This window comes from Streptomyces sp. NPDC049585 (assembly GCF_040675615.1).
Lineage (GTDB): Bacteria > Actinomycetota > Actinomycetes > Streptomycetales > Streptomycetaceae > Streptomyces > Streptomyces luteosporeus.
On record NZ_JBFAPE010000001.1, the window covers coordinates 326,680 to 340,014 of the forward strand.

Annotated in this window: 20 protein-coding genes; 12 read left to right on the forward strand and 8 right to left on the reverse strand. The window is 70.2% G+C overall.

Features of this window, described 5'->3' with window-relative positions; translation table 11 throughout:
* The first annotated feature begins 92 nt into the window (after positions 1-92).
* Positions 93-536, forward strand: a complete 444-nt coding sequence (locus AB0K17_RS01525; RefSeq protein WP_365981725.1) for a hypothetical protein — start codon at positions 93-95, stop codon at positions 534-536.
* A 71-nt stretch (positions 537-607) separates the two neighbouring features.
* Positions 608-1,111, forward strand: a complete 504-nt coding sequence (locus AB0K17_RS01530) for a cupin domain-containing protein (protein WP_365981726.1) — start codon at positions 608-610, stop codon at positions 1,109-1,111.
* On the opposite strand, the gene AB0K17_RS01535 is transcribed toward AB0K17_RS01530, so the two are convergent.
* Complete coding sequence (locus tag AB0K17_RS01535) at positions 1,108-1,419, reverse strand: helix-turn-helix domain-containing protein (protein WP_365981727.1); 312 nt, start codon at positions 1,417-1,419, stop codon at positions 1,108-1,110. The genes AB0K17_RS01530 and AB0K17_RS01535 overlap by 4 nt on opposite strands.
* A 104-nt stretch (positions 1,420-1,523) precedes the next feature.
* Here AB0K17_RS01535 and AB0K17_RS01540 point away from each other — a divergent pair, with 104 nt between their 5' ends.
* The gene (locus AB0K17_RS01540) at positions 1,524-1,844 is read left to right on the forward strand and encodes a putative quinol monooxygenase (RefSeq protein ID WP_365981728.1); all 321 of its coding nucleotides are present in this window, start codon (positions 1,524-1,526) and stop codon (positions 1,842-1,844) included.
* Between the two features lie 25 nt (positions 1,845-1,869).
* Here the strand turns inward: AB0K17_RS01540 and AB0K17_RS01545 are convergent, their stop codons facing one another.
* The 3 genes from AB0K17_RS01545 to AB0K17_RS01555 all read right to left on the reverse strand — a co-directional run bounded on the left by AB0K17_RS01545 (position 1,870) and on the right by AB0K17_RS01555 (position 3,520).
* The gene (locus AB0K17_RS01545; RefSeq protein ID WP_365981729.1) at positions 1,870-2,316 is read right to left on the reverse strand and encodes an XRE family transcriptional regulator; all 447 of its coding nucleotides are present in this window, start codon (positions 2,314-2,316) and stop codon (positions 1,870-1,872) included.
* 152 nt (positions 2,317-2,468) lie between these two features.
* Positions 2,469-2,696, reverse strand: a complete 228-nt coding sequence (locus tag AB0K17_RS01550) for a DUF397 domain-containing protein (protein WP_365981731.1) — start codon at positions 2,694-2,696, stop codon at positions 2,469-2,471.
* Positions 2,693-3,520: a helix-turn-helix transcriptional regulator gene (locus AB0K17_RS01555; protein WP_365981733.1), complete on the reverse strand. Its 828-nt coding sequence runs from the start codon at positions 3,518-3,520 to the stop codon at positions 2,693-2,695. Before AB0K17_RS01555 ends, AB0K17_RS01550 begins: the two co-directional genes overlap by 4 nt.
* A 247-nt stretch (positions 3,521-3,767) precedes the next feature.
* Here AB0K17_RS01555 and AB0K17_RS01560 point away from each other — a divergent pair, with 247 nt between their 5' ends.
* Together AB0K17_RS01560 and AB0K17_RS01565 are read left to right on the forward strand one after the other, a co-directional pair.
* Positions 3,768-3,950, forward strand: a complete 183-nt coding sequence (locus AB0K17_RS01560) for a hypothetical protein (RefSeq protein ID WP_365981735.1) — start codon at positions 3,768-3,770, stop codon at positions 3,948-3,950.
* Positions 3,947-4,300: a hypothetical protein gene (locus AB0K17_RS01565; protein WP_365981736.1), complete on the forward strand. Its 354-nt coding sequence runs from the start codon at positions 3,947-3,949 to the stop codon at positions 4,298-4,300. Before AB0K17_RS01560 ends, AB0K17_RS01565 begins: the two co-directional genes overlap by 4 nt.
* 46 nt (positions 4,301-4,346) lie before the next feature.
* Here the strand turns inward: AB0K17_RS01565 and AB0K17_RS01570 are convergent, their stop codons facing one another.
* From AB0K17_RS01570 to AB0K17_RS01585, 4 genes are read right to left on the reverse strand one after another with little or no spacing between them, the layout of a single operon-like run.
* Entirely contained in the window at positions 4,347-4,955 is a 609-nt protein-coding gene (locus tag AB0K17_RS01570; RefSeq protein ID WP_365981737.1) for a hypothetical protein, read from the reverse strand.
* A 42-nt stretch (positions 4,956-4,997) separates the two neighbouring features.
* Positions 4,998-5,807, reverse strand: coding sequence for a hypothetical protein (locus AB0K17_RS01575; RefSeq protein ID WP_365981738.1), 810 nt, complete (start codon positions 5,805-5,807; stop codon positions 4,998-5,000).
* Entirely contained in the window at positions 5,804-6,328 is a 525-nt protein-coding gene (locus AB0K17_RS01580) for a hypothetical protein (RefSeq protein WP_365970083.1), read from the reverse strand. The genes AB0K17_RS01575 and AB0K17_RS01580 overlap by 4 nt, the downstream gene beginning before the upstream one ends.
* A gap of 31 nt (positions 6,329-6,359) precedes the next feature.
* On the reverse strand, positions 6,360-6,659 hold the full coding sequence (locus tag AB0K17_RS01585) for a hypothetical protein (RefSeq protein WP_365970082.1): 300 nt from the start codon (positions 6,657-6,659) through the stop codon (positions 6,360-6,362).
* 210 nt (positions 6,660-6,869) lie between these two features.
* Between AB0K17_RS01585 and AB0K17_RS01590 the strand changes: the two genes are divergently transcribed.
* The 7 genes from AB0K17_RS01590 (at position 6,870) to AB0K17_RS01620 (ending at position 13,078) form a co-directional block, all read left to right on the forward strand.
* The gene (locus tag AB0K17_RS01590) at positions 6,870-8,498 is read left to right on the forward strand and encodes an ABC transporter substrate-binding protein (RefSeq protein ID WP_365981739.1); all 1,629 of its coding nucleotides are present in this window, start codon (positions 6,870-6,872) and stop codon (positions 8,496-8,498) included.
* Between the two features lie 29 nt (positions 8,499-8,527).
* Positions 8,528-9,451, forward strand: coding sequence for an ABC transporter permease (locus tag AB0K17_RS01595; protein ID WP_365970080.1), 924 nt, complete (start codon positions 8,528-8,530; stop codon positions 9,449-9,451).
* Complete coding sequence (locus AB0K17_RS01600; protein WP_365981741.1) at positions 9,444-10,430, forward strand: ABC transporter permease; 987 nt, start codon at positions 9,444-9,446, stop codon at positions 10,428-10,430. The genes AB0K17_RS01595 and AB0K17_RS01600 overlap by 8 nt, the downstream gene beginning before the upstream one ends.
* A gap of 11 nt (positions 10,431-10,441) precedes the next feature.
* Entirely contained in the window at positions 10,442-11,428 is a 987-nt protein-coding gene (locus AB0K17_RS01605) for an ABC transporter ATP-binding protein (protein ID WP_365981742.1), read from the forward strand.
* Complete coding sequence (locus AB0K17_RS01610; protein WP_365981743.1) at positions 11,418-12,479, forward strand: dipeptide ABC transporter ATP-binding protein; 1,062 nt, start codon at positions 11,418-11,420, stop codon at positions 12,477-12,479. The genes AB0K17_RS01605 and AB0K17_RS01610 overlap by 11 nt, the downstream gene beginning before the upstream one ends.
* Positions 12,480-12,546: 67 nt before the next feature.
* Positions 12,547-12,900, forward strand: a complete 354-nt coding sequence (locus tag AB0K17_RS01615; protein ID WP_365981744.1) for a hypothetical protein — start codon at positions 12,547-12,549, stop codon at positions 12,898-12,900.
* Positions 12,893-13,078, forward strand: a complete 186-nt coding sequence (locus tag AB0K17_RS01620) for a hypothetical protein (RefSeq protein WP_365970199.1) — start codon at positions 12,893-12,895, stop codon at positions 13,076-13,078. The genes AB0K17_RS01615 and AB0K17_RS01620 overlap by 8 nt, the downstream gene beginning before the upstream one ends.
* Positions 13,079-13,335 lie beyond the last annotated feature (257 nt).

Sequence of the window (13,335 nt, forward strand, 5' to 3'; positions counted from 1 at the left end):
ACCGGTGACGCGCGCATCTGCCGCGCCGTGCGGCTTCCCGGAAGGATCGTGGGTGTTGAAGCAACAGCCACGACGCACCGGGGGACTTCGAGATGACCATCACCGCCGCTCCTGCCACGGCCTCTGCGAACACCGCGCCCGACCTGTCGGCCGTCAAGCCCCTCCCGGCCTGGTTCTTCGTCTTCGAGGGTTCGATGGGCGCGGCGTACGACCTGTGCAAGGCGTGGGAGAACGCCTGGATGATTCTGGTGGCCATGGGCCTGGCGAACCTCGTGGTGGGCCTGACCGTGCTGCGCGGCAGGACGAAGCTGGTCAAGGCCATGCTCAAGAACTCCCGCACCCGCTGGATCACCGCCGGCCTGATCGCCCTGCGCGTGTGCCTGCACGGCGTGCTGATCCTCGCCGGGGCCGAGATCACCTCGGCCGCGGGCCACCTGGTACTGGCCGTGGTGATGGCGGCGACAGGCACGACGCTGCTGTGGTTCGACCAGCGCGTCACCTTCCGCGCCCTGGGCCTGCCGACGGCGCGTCACTGACCGATTGGCCCACGGAATCCTCCCGGAATTGCCCCCCTCACGGGGGCTTCCGGCTGCCTAGGATCGTTGACATGAACAGCACGCACCCGCACCCCACCGCCGCCCTCGTCGTCCGCGCCGCCGAGGCCGAGACCGTCAGCGATCCGAGCAGCACCATGACGCTCCTCGCGGACTCCGACACCACCGGCGGTCTGGTGACCACCTACCGCTCCCGCTTCACGAAGGGCGCGGTGGGCGCCCCGGCCCACTTCCACACCCGCGCGAGCGAGCTCTTCCACGTCCTCGACGGCGCCCTGGAGGTCCTGCTGGGCGAGGAGATCACCACGCTGACCGCGGGCGACTTCCTCCTCGTCCCGCCGCACACGACGCACGCCTTCCGCGCCGCCCCCGGTCACGACGCCGACGTCCTGTGCACCTTCACGCCCGGCATGGGCCGCTTCGACTACTTCCGCCTCCTGAACCGCGTCCTGCGCGGCGAGGCGAGCCCCCAGGAGATCAAGGACTCCTCCGAGCGCTTCGACAACCACTACGTCGACAGCCCGGCGTGGCGCGCGGCGCTGGAGAGCCGGAGCTAGGCCTCGGCGACGAGCAGGGCCAGCAGGCCGGGGAAGCGCTCTTCGATCTCGGCCCGGCGCAGGGTGGCCATCCGGCTGTTGCCCCGGTCGACCTGCCGGACCAGCCCGGCCTCCCGCAGCACGCGGAAGTGATGGGTGACGGTGGCCTTGCTGACGGGCAGCGCGAAGGATCTGCAGGTGCGCGCCTCGCCGTCGGGCCCGGCCGCCAGCTCCCGCACGACGCGCCGCCGCAGCGGGTCGGCGAGTGCCGACAGGACGGCGCCGAGTTCCATCTCGGCGACGTCGGGGTGCCCTTCCTCGTCGGGCATCACCATCACCTCCCAGGTACGAGTTGCATCGTACCTCGTCGGCCGCTACGGTCCACGAGGTACGAAATCGACCGTACCTAAGGCGACGCACCTCCGGAGGACCCATGCCCCAGCCCTTCACCCTCGTCGGCACGGCCCACCCCAAGCCCGAGCGCGCGGACGAACTCCGCGAACTCCTGCTCTCCTTCGTCGAACCGACGCGCCAGGAGCCCGGCTGCCTGGAGTACCACTTCCACGAGGACCGCGGCACGCCGGGCGTCTTCGTCTTCTACGAGGCATGGCGCACCAAGGAGGACCTCGACGCCCACCTGGCCCTCCCCCACCTCCAGGACTTCTGGGAGCGCCGCATGGACTACCTGGAACGCGACCTGGAGATCCGCTACCTCACGATGCACAGCCCGTACGAGGAGCGCACCGCCCGCTAGGACCGGAAGCCCGGTACTACGAGTCTCACACCGGATTGCCCCGCACCCACAGCTCTTCGGCGTGCTCGACGAATCGCCCGAACATCCCGCCGCCGTCCCCGCGACGCCGCACATGGAGCAGCGGGGAGTCGTGCCCCACCTGCCGCGCGAGGTGCGGCGTCACGAGGGCCTCGTCGTCGAAGCGGAAGACGGACAGGGAGATGTGGTTGACGGCGTCGGCAGGCGCCGAGAAGCGGGCTTCGACGCCCTCAGCGGTGCCCAGTGCGGCCAATTGCTCGATCGTCATCCGGATGCGCGTCGACACGGCCAGGGCAACGCCCTCGATCTCCTCCCGCTGCCGGGTCACAACCCCACCCGGATCCCCGATCAGAAAGCGCACCCGGCACCCTGTGGCGGCCTTCCTCCGCAGGACGTCGGGCAGCGCGGGCACCTGCGTCCACAGGAAGTACGACGTGTAGCCGCCGAAGAACAACTCCTCCCCCGCACCCGCGATGAGCTCACCCCAGACGGTGGACGGACACCCGGACCGGTAGGGGTAGCTGCGGACGACGTCCTGGTCCCCTCTGCCCCTGAGCCGGCTCCTGACTGCCTTAGGCCATGACATGGCGCTCCTGCTGGTGTGCGTCAGTCGAACGCCGGCAACTCGCTGCGTTTCAGAGCCGCTATGAAGTTTGCCCACGCCGCCCGCCGAAACACCAGGCAGGAGCCATAGGGACGCTTGCTGTCGCGGACGGGTGCCCAGGCCGGGAAGCCGTCCGCGACCTGTAAGCAGTCGCTTTGGTGACCACTGTGGGAGCTCTTGCGCCACACGGCGCCGTTCACATCGACACGGTGAAGAGTCGTGCAGCTCATTGGAGATCCCTTACGACGTCTGCGATGAGATCGCGGGACATCGCCGGATCGAGCGCTGCCGCGCAAATCTCCTCGAACATGCGACTGTAGGTCGCGAGATCGGTCTTGCGTTCCAGCTGAGTGTTGCTCGTGTACGACTCGGTGTAAACGACGTCCAGCTCACTCAGGACCGGGAACCGCAAGATCACGAACGACCCCATCAAGCCCGCGTGCGCACCGGCGGCGAAGGGCAGAACCTGCAGGGTGACGTGACTCGCCTCGGACGCTTCCAACAGGTACTGGAGTTGGCCGATCATCGTCCGCGGGCCGTCCACCACCCTCCTCAAGGCCGCCTCATCGGTCACCGCGTGGAATCGCAACGGCTCGGAACGCCTGAAGGCGGCGTTCTGCCGGGCGAGTCGCACGTTGACAAGGGCATCGACGGTGTCGGGAGAGGCGTCCGACTGGAGAGCTCGGGTGACAGCGCGGGTGTACTCCGGCGTCTGCAGCAAGCCTGGGATCAGGGCATCGCGAAAGCTCAGCATGGAGCTCGCCTCCGCCTCCAGTGCGATGTAGGACGAGTAGCGCGGCGCGATGACGTCCGCATACGGCGTCCACCACATCCGCCGTCTTCCCTGGTGCGCCAGCCCTGAGAGCGCGGCACGAACCGTCGGCTCAGTGACCTGGTAGACCTCGAACACAGCTTCCAGGTCGTGGGCGCGCACTCCCGATCGGCCGTTCTCGACTCGGCTCACCTTGGTTTGATGCCATCCGAGGCGGTCGGCCACCTCGTCTGCCGTCATTCCCAAAGCCTCGCGCAACTTGCGCAGTTCGGCGCCGAGCATCCGGCGGTGCACGGTGGGCGTAGCAGGCACTGGAACGAGCCTTCCTGACGGTTGAAGCGGTCAGCTTTGCGGCACAGTGTTCCTTAGGCAGCATCCAGTGAATCTGCGCATTCACTCCTGCGTATGCACTTTGGGCGACGATGTTGCAGACACGGCTCGCCGGTGGACATGCTGCAGCACAAGAAAACCCCGGCGACTGTTGCGACCAGTCCCGGGGCATGGTCAACGCTGCGCTAGGAGCGCCGACATGCAGAAGTTTATCTTCCGCTGCCTTGAACGGGCGAGGACTCTGTTCACCCGCCACTCCACCATCCCCCACTGCCACACCTGCGGCCCCCGCCAGAAGCCGCAGGAGGAACCACCCTTCACCCTGCGGGTGACCGCACACGGCTTCGACCTCGCTTCCCTGCCGCAGGCGGCCGAGCGATGACCGACGCTCCCGAGGTCGGCGAACTCGTCCTCGACACCACCCGCAACCGCATCGGCGAGGTCATGCAGACCTCCGCCGAACAGGTCCTGCTCCGCGCGCCCGGCACCGGCCGCGTGTGGGAAGCGCTCCCACAGGCCCTCTGCCCGGCGACCCTGGCGGACGAACTCCGCTCCAAAGTCGCCGAGGCCAACGCCCGCAGCAGACAGGGACGCGGTCGGCCCGCCGCACCGCGCTGTGAGGCGTGCCTGAAGATCAAGCGCCGACGCCACCAGGCACTGGAGGCCGGCGACCAGGTGAAAGCAGCCGGCATGGCAACGGCCATGGGCGTACACCTGCGCATGGCGCACTAACGGTGGAGGCCGGTGCTCCGGCACCGGCCTCCGGCCTCCGCCGCCGTTACGACCGGAAGCCCGCTATGCCGTAGCCGGGGCGGCTCGCCGCGTGGCGCATCCAGCCGAGGCAGTCCGTCACCGCCTCCACCACCTCCGGCTCCAGCGGCGGCGCGTGCCCCGCGCGCTTCGTCTCCTCGAACTGCTCCAGTGCCCGGGCGCACTGTTCGGGTGTCCACTCCCCGTACCCCGGGGTGTACGTCCACGGCAGGGGGTCGGGCAGGGAGCCGAGGTCGAAGGAGGACACGGAGACCGCGGTGATGCCCAGTGCCGTCAGGCCCTCGTCGACCATCGACAGCCAGTCGCCGCGGAAGGGGCAGAAGTTGGAGTTGTCGAGGAAGTGGCCGGTCAGCTCGCAGAGCCGCTTGTACGCGTAGGCGTACTGGAAGTCGTGGTTCTTGTTCTCGCCGAAGGGGCCGCCGTGCACCACGGCACGCAGGGCTTCGTACGCCGTGGGGGCGCCCTGCGCGATCTCGCTCGCGAAGTAGCGGTCGTCGGCGGCCAGGTGGTCGCCGAACTCGGCGCGGATGACGTCGAGCAACTGCTCGTCGCCCGAGCCGATCAGGGCCCGTGTCCTCGTCAGGTCGAGCAGGTACACGCTCAGTGCGGAACTCATGCGGTGAATCTATCGGCGACTGCTGACAATCCGGCTCGGGTCCTACGGGCCCAGTGCCGCCCACGCCACCGCCGGATAGAGCGCCGTGAAGGCCCACACGAAGCAGTTGAGGCCCATGACCGCCGCGCACGCGAGGTGGAAGAGGGCGCCGGCCGCCAGGGCGAGGGGGACCAGGGGGGCGGGGGCGAGGAGGATCAGAGGGAAGAGCGTCTCCGCCGTGCTCACCCCGCGTGAGAGCCACGTGGTCGTCGCCGGGTGGGCCGTCAGCCAGGTCGCCACGCCGGGGTGGCCGTAGCAGCGGGTGCTCAGGATGCCGGTCAGGCCGGTGCCGTCCTGCCAGGGGCGGGAGGTGACCTTGTAGATGCCGGAGACGAAGTAGGCGAGGCACGCCTGCAGGGCCAGGAACCACAGGCCCAGGCGCTCGACCGCGGCCGTGGGGTGGAGGGCGACGAGCAGCAGGGTGGCGAAGATGATCCGCAGTACTTGGTCGGAGCCCTCGCCGCCTCCGGCGCCGCGCAGGCCGAGGGCGGCGCCGGAGGCGACCACGACGGACAGCAGGGCCACGTGCAGGGGCCGGGGGGCGGTGCCGGGGGCGAGGAGGCAGGCCCCGGCGGCGGCGCGGGCGGCGACGAGCCACAGGACGGCGGGGTAGGCGACGACGGGGTGGAGGGCGGCGCCGGTGAGCCCGAAGGCGTACCGCGGGTGGCGCAGGCGCAGGACGGGCCAGCTGGCGAGGGAGGAGTCGGCGAGTTCGCGCGGGCGTGCCAGTCGTTCCAGGGAGCCCAGCAGGACGCCGGCCGCGGCGACGGCCTCGACCAGGCGCAGGGCGGTGTGCGGGGGCAGGCCGGTCATCGGGTGCCCAGCCGGTGGGGGCGGGAGACGAAGACGGGCTGCGGGGGTTCGCCCCCGCGGTAGCCCGCCGACCGGGCGATCATGAACTGCACCTGCCCGCCGTCGCCGGCGGCGCTGCCGGCGTGGCCGAGCAGCAGCAGGTAGGGGACGGACAGCGGTGTCGCCGGGTCCTCGCACCGGGCGTCGGCCCGGCAGAGCCGCATGGCGAGGTCGAAGAGCTGCTTGCGCCGGCGGCGGTCGGGGTTCCAGAGCATGTGCCACCAGCGCCGGCGGCGGGGTGGTGCGAGTTCGCGCCACGGCCCGAAGGACGGCGGTCCGTCCGGGCCCGTACGGACCAGCAGGTGGTAGTCGTACGTACCGGGCCGTGGCGCGAAGAAGTGGTAGCGGGGGACGTAGCCGAGCGGGTCGTAGCGCTGCTGCCACTGTTTCAGCCGCGGGAGCAGCGGCCCGAGCTGGGCCACGGCGGACAGCAGCAGCCACCCGGCGAGGGCCGCGGCGCACGTGTACGCGTACGGGTCCATGCGCACCGCCCCCGCCCGCCCCGCCGCCGCCTCAGCCCAGGGTCCGCAGGGCCTCGCGGCGGGTCCGCAGCAGTTCGCCGGCGCTGGCGTTCGGCCCGAGGCCGGCCCCGACGACGATGCGCTCCATGAACGCGGCGGCGCCCATGGCGGTGTCGAGGGTGATGTCGTCGTCCCCGATCAGGTCGTCGCCGTCCACGTCGTCGACGTCGGCCCGGCGTCCGGCCGGTACGACCGGGTCGGCGGGCGTCGGGGCGGCGCCCATGAGCCCGGCCACGTCCATGACCTCGTCCATGACCTGCTCCTCGACCCGGTCCCACACCTCGTCGCGCATGTCGGTCGTCCCTTCCTCACTGATCCAGGCGATTCCTGACAAAGAGCACACTAGCCACAACTCACACATATGGACCGTTCTGCCACTCGCCCCCGCTCCCGCATATGGGCGGTTTCTGCTCCCGGCCGTCCCCGGCGCACCGTCCCAGGGCATCGCATGAGGTGTTATGAGGACAAACCCCCCGAGGCGGTCCCCCGAGGAGGCACTTCCATGCGCGTACCCACCCGGGCCAGGGCCGTACTGGCCCTGGCCGCTGTCGCCGGCATCGCCGCGGCGGCGGGCGGGTGCGGTGGCGGCGGGGGCGCGAGCGGCGCCGGTGTCGTACGGGCCTCCTGGGGCGACCCGCAGAGCCCGCTGGAGCCGGCGAACACCAACGAGGTGCAGGGCGGCAAGGTGCTCGCCATGATCTTCCGCGGCCTCAAGCAGTACGACCCGCGGACGGGCGAGGCCAAGGACATGCTGGCCGAGAAGATCGACAGCGCCGACCAGCAGCACTTCACCGTCACCGTCAAGGACGGCTGGAGCTTCAGCAACGGCGAGAAGGTCACGGCGCGGTCCTTCGTCGACGCATGGAACTACGCCGCCCTCGTCACCAACAAGCAGAAGAACGCCTCCTTCTTCCAGGACATCGAGGGCTACGACAAGGTCCACCCGGCCTCCGGCTCCCCCACCGCGAGGACGCTCTCCGGGCTGGTACTCAAGGACGAGCACACCTTCACCGTCGCCCTGCGCACCAAGTTCTCCACCTGGCCCGACACCCTCGGCTACGCGGCGTACGCCCCGCTGCCGCAGGCGTTCTTCGACGACCACGCCCACTGGCTGAAGCGGCCGGTGGGCAACGGCCCGTACCTGGTGGACTCCTACACCCGCGGCTCGCAGATGCGGCTCAGCCGCTGGGAGGGCTACCCGGGCGAGGACCGCGCCCGCAACGCCGGCGTCGAGCTGCGCGTGTACACCGACAGCAACACCGCCTACACCGACCTGCAGGCCGGCAACCTCGACGTCGTCGACGACATCCCCAGCACCCAGCTGAAGAACGTCAGGAGCGACCTCGACGACCGCTACATCAACCAGCCCGCCGGCATCATCCAGACGCTCGTCTTCCCGATGTACGACCCCGCCTGGTCCGCGCCCGGCAAGGAGAAGGTCCGGCGCGGCATCTCCATGGCCATCGACCGGGACCGGATCACCGAGCAGATCTACCGCAGGACGCGCACCCCCGCCTCCGACTGGACCTCGCCGGTGCTGGGCGACAAAGGCGGCTACCGGGCCGGACTGTGCGGCGACGCCTGCACCTACGATCCCGGGCAGGCCAGGCGGCTGATCGAGGAGGGCGGCGGGCTGCCGGGCGGCAGGGTGACGATCACCTCCAACGTCGACACCGGTTCGCACCGGGTGTGGATGGACGCCGTCTGCAACAGCATCAACAACGCCCTCGGCAACAACGGGGCGTGCACCGTCAACCCGGTCGGCACCTTCGCCGACTTCCGCAACCAGGTCTCCGACCAGCGCATCGCCGGGATGTTCCGCTCCGGCTGGCAGATGGACTACCCGCTGGCCCAGAACTTCCTGCAGCCCCTCTACTACACGGGCGCCTCGTCCAACTACGGCAAGTTCTCCAACCAGGACTTCGACCGGCTGGTCGACGAGGCGAACGCCGAGTCCGACACGGCCAAGGCAGTGGCGCGATTCCGCTCCGCCGAGCACGTCCTCGCCGACCTCATGCCCGCCATCCCGCTGTGGTACCAGAACGGCAGCGCCGGCTACTCCACCGCCGTCTCCGACGTCGAGCTCAACCCCTTCAGCGTGCCCGTCTACGAGCGCATCACCGTCAAGTAACCGCCGTCGAGTAGCCGCGAGGAGCCCTGATGGGACGGTATGTGATCCGGCGGCTGCTGCAGATGATCCCCGTGTTCGTCGGCAGCACCTTCCTGATCTTCCTCCTCGTCTACGCCCTCGGCGACCCCGTCGCCGCCCTGTTCGGCGACAAGGCGCCCGACCCGGCGACCGCCGCCCGCATCCGCGCCGAGCTCTACCTCGACCAGCCCCTGTGGAAGCAGTACGTGCACTACATGGGGCAGATCCTCACCGGCGACTTCGGCACCGCCTTCAACGGCCAGCCGGTCACCGAGCTGATGGGCACCGCCTTCCCCGTGACCGTGCGCCTGACGCTCGTCGCCATCGCCTTCGAGATCGTCATCGGCATCACCCTCGGCCTGTTCAGCGGCCTGCGGCGCGGGCGCGGGACGGACACCACCGTCCTGCTGCTGACCCTGGTCGTGGTCTCCGTCCCCACCTTCGTCAGCGGCTACGTGCTGCAGTTCCTCTTCGGCGTGAAGTGGGCCGTGGCCTCCCCCTCCGTCTCCCCCGAGGCCCCGCTGGACGAGCTGCTGCTGCCCGGCGTCGTCCTCGCCCTCACCTCACTGGCGTACGTCACCCGCCTGACCCGCACCTCCATCACCGAGAACGCGCGCGCCGACTACCTGCGCACGGCCGTCGCCAAGGGCCTGCCCCGGCACCGGGTCGTCACCCGGCACCTGCTGCGCAACTCCCTCATCCCCGTGGTCACCTTCATCGGCACCGACATCGGCGCCCTGATGGGCGGGGCCATCGTCACCGAGCGGATCTTCAACATCCACGGCGTCGGCTTCCAGCTCTACCAGGGCATCCTGCGCCAGAACTCGCCCACCGTCGTCGGCTTCGTGACCATCCTCGTCATCGTCTTCCTGGTGGCCAACCTGGTCGTCGACCTCCTGTACGCCGTGCTCGACCCGAGGATCCGCTATGCCTGAGCCCGACGACCCGCCGGTGCAGCACGAGGCCAAGAGCACCATCACCCCGGGCGGCGGCGGGGCCATGTCGCTGGCCACCAGCGACGCCGAGACCCTCGAAGGCGGCCCGCTGCCCGGCGCCCCGGCCGGCGGCAAGGCCCGCAGCCTGTGGTCCGACGCCTGGCACGACCTGCGGCGCAACCCCGTCTTCGTCGCCTCCGCCCTCGTCATCGTCTTCCTCGTGCTCATCGCGGTGTGGCCCTCGCTCGTCGCCGGCGGCGACCCGCTCTCGTGCGACCTGGCCAAGGCGCAGGACGGGCCGCAGTCCGGCCACCCCTTCGGCTTCGACGCGCAAGGCTGCGACGTCTTCACCCGTACGGTCTACGGGGCGCGGGCCTCCATCACCGTCGGGGTGTGCGCCACCGCCGGGTCCGCCCTGCTGGGCAGCCTCCTCGGCGGGCTCGCCGGGTACTACGGGGGCTGGTGGGACGCGCTGCTGTCCCGGCTGGCCGACGTCTTCTTCGGCATCCCCATCATCCTGGGCGGCCTGGTCTTCCTGTCCGTCGTGCCCAGCGGCTCGGTCTGGCCGGTCGTGGGATTCATCGTGCTGCTCGGCTGGCCTCAGGTCTCCCGCATCGCGCGCGGCGCGGTCGTCGGCGCCAAGCAGCACGACTACGTCCAGGCCGCCCGCGCCCTGGGCGCCGGCAACGCGCGGCTGCTGCTGCGGCACATCGCGCCCAACGCCGTCGCCCCCGTCATCGTCGTCGCCACCATCGCGCTGGGCACGTACATCGCGCTGGAGGCGACGCTGTCGTTCGTGGGCGTCGGCCTCAAGCCGCCCACCGTCTCCTGGGGGATCGACATCTCCAACGCCTCGACCATGATCCGCAACGCCCCGCACATGCTGCTGTGGCCGGCGGCGGCGCTGAGCATCACGGTGCTCGCCTTCATCATGCTCGGCGACGCGGTGCGCGACGCCCTCGACCCCAAACTGCGCTGAGGTACGCCGACATGACCACTGCCCTGCTGGACGTACGCGGCCTGCACGTGGAGTTCCGCACCCGGGACGGGGTGGCCAAGGCCGTCAACGGCGTCGACTACACCGTCGCGGCGGGCGAGACGCTGGCCGTGCTCGGCGAGTCCGGCTCCGGCAAGTCGGTGACCGCGCAGGCCGTCATGGGCATCCTCGACTCACCGCCCGGCTTCGTCACCGGCGGGGAGGTCCGCTTCCGCGGCCAGGACCTGCTCACCATGGGCGAGGAGCACCGGCGCCGGATCCGCGGCGCCAAGCTGGCCATGATCTTCCAGGACGCGCTGTCGGCGTTGAATCCCGTCATGACCGTGGGCGCCCAGCTCGCCGAGATGTTCCAGGTGCACGAGGGCATGGCCCGCAAGGACGCCCGCGCCCGGGCCGTGCAGCTGATGGACCGCGTACGCATCCCGGCGGCCGCGCAGCGTGCCGGCGACTATCCGCACCAGTTCTCCGGCGGTATGCGCCAGCGCATCATGATTGCGATGGCGCTGGCGCTGGAGCCGGACCTGATCATCGCGGACGAGCCCACGACGGCGCTCGACGTGACCGTCCAGGCCCAGGTGATGGACCTGCTCGCGGAGCTGCAGCGCGAGTACAACATGGGCCTGATCCTCATCACCCACGACCTCGGCGTCGTCGCCGACGTCGCCGACAAGATCGCGGTGATGTACGCCGGCCGCATCGTCGAGAACGCCCCCGTCCACGACCTGTACGCCGCGCCGGCCCACCCGTACACCCGCGGCCTGCTCGACTCCATCCCGCGGCTGGACCAGAAGGGCCAGGAGCTCTACGCCATCAAGGGCCTGCCGCCGAGCCTGACCGCCGTCCCGCCCGGCTGCCCCTTCAACCCCCGCTGCCCCAGGGCCCAGGACATCTGCCGCACCGACCGGCCACCGCTGTACACCGTGGCACCCGGGCGGTCGAGCGCCTGCCACTTCTGGAAGGAGACGCTGGATGACGGCTGACAGCGAGGCCCTGCTGGAAGTACGGGACCTGGTCAAGCACTACCCGCTGACCCGGGGCATCCTCTTCAAGAAACAGGTCGGCGCGGTACGGGCCGTCGACGGCGTCTCCTTCGACCTGCGGCGCGGCGAGACGCTCGGCATCGTGGGCGAGTCCGGCTGCGGCAAGTCCACCGTCGCCAAGCTGCTCGTCCACCTCGAACGCCCGACGTCCGGACGGATCCGCTACAAGGGCGAGGACATCACCCGGCTGTCGGGGCGCGCGCTGAAGGCCGTACGCCGCAACATCCAGATGGTGTTCCAGGACCCCTACACCTCGCTGAACCCGCGTATGACGGTCGGCGACATCATCGGCGAGCCCTTCGAGATCCACCCCGAGGCCGCCCCCAAGGGCAGCCGCCGGCAGAAGGTGCGCGAACTCCTCGACGTCGTCGGCCTCAACCCCGAACACATCAACCGCTACCCGCACCAGTTCTCCGGCGGCCAGCGCCAGCGCATCGGCATCGCCCGGGGACTCGCCCTGCGGCCCGAGGTGATCGTGGCGGACGAACCCGTCTCGGCCCTCGACGTCTCCGTCCAGGCCCAGGTCGTCAACCTCATGGAACGCCTCCAGCAGGCCTTCGACCTCTCGTACGTCTTCATCGCCCACGACCTGTCGGTGGTACGGCACATCTCCGACCGCGTCGGCGTGATGTACCTGGGCCGCTTCGCCGAACTGGGCACCGACACCCAGATCTACGACCACCCCACCCACCCCTACACCCAGGCCCTCCTCTCCGCGGTCCCGGTCCCCGACCCGTCGGCCCGCGAACGCCGCGCAAGGATCCTGCTGAAGGGCGACATCCCCTCCCCCGCCAACCCCCCGTCCGGCTGCCGCTTCCGCACCCGCTGCTGGAAGGCCCGCGAAAAGTGCGCGGAGGTCGTCCCACCCCTGGAGATCCCGCCCTGGCTCCGCGACCCCCCGGGCCCGGCGGCCCACCCGTCGGCGTGCCACTACGCGGAGGAGCGGGGGATTCTACCGACGGAGCAGGGCCCTCATCGTGCAGATGGTTGATGTCGTCGGGGCGAGTCTATTCTCGCGGCGGGCTGACGACGGATTCCGCGATCGAGAGGGACGGCGCATGACCGTACAACACGCCGAACACGACGGCCCGCTCATCCCCAAGCCCGCTTTGACGCTCCCGGCCCTGCGCCAGGCCGTCGCCGCGGTGGCCCCGTCACGTCTGCCCGAGTTCTTCGAGGACATGCAGGACGCATTCGTCCAGGCCGGGGAGGAGGGCAGTGTTGTTCCGATCCGCATGTTCTACCGGCGCTGGGGTGTGGTCGTCGAGATCGAACGCCATCCGGTGACGGCGCGTCGGCTGCACGCAGCCGAACGTGCCGTTGACAGCGAGCACGCCGCCGTACGGGATCAGGCGATCCGTGAGGTCGGCGAGATCGTCCGGGCTGCGCATCGCGAGGTCGAGGGTGGCTGATTGGCACTGGGAGCACGATCCCGACGATCTTCTCGACGGCCTTCCCGCCGAAGCGATTGCCGAGGTCGAGCGCCTGGCACGGGAGATTGCCATGCGCGATTCCATGGTCTTCCTCGACGGCGCGTCCTACACCGTCCGGGGCCTGGACTCCGCACCGAGAGCCGGGGCCACGCGATGATCACCTATCTGACCGATGTCCGGGGCGAGCGCATCGTCGTCGTGCAGGTCTCCTGGTTCGGCTGAGTCCACCCCTCGCGCCCACCGAACAGCCTCCCAGTCCTCCGCGCCCGGCGAGCGGCCGTGCATACAAGGGCGCCCAGACCGCACATGTACGGTCCGGGCGCCCCGAACGGCGACAGCGGCGACAGCCCCATGCCACGTGGACGACGTCCTTCTCCTCGGCGAAGTGGCGGCGGGGCAGCGGCGGGGCGCGAA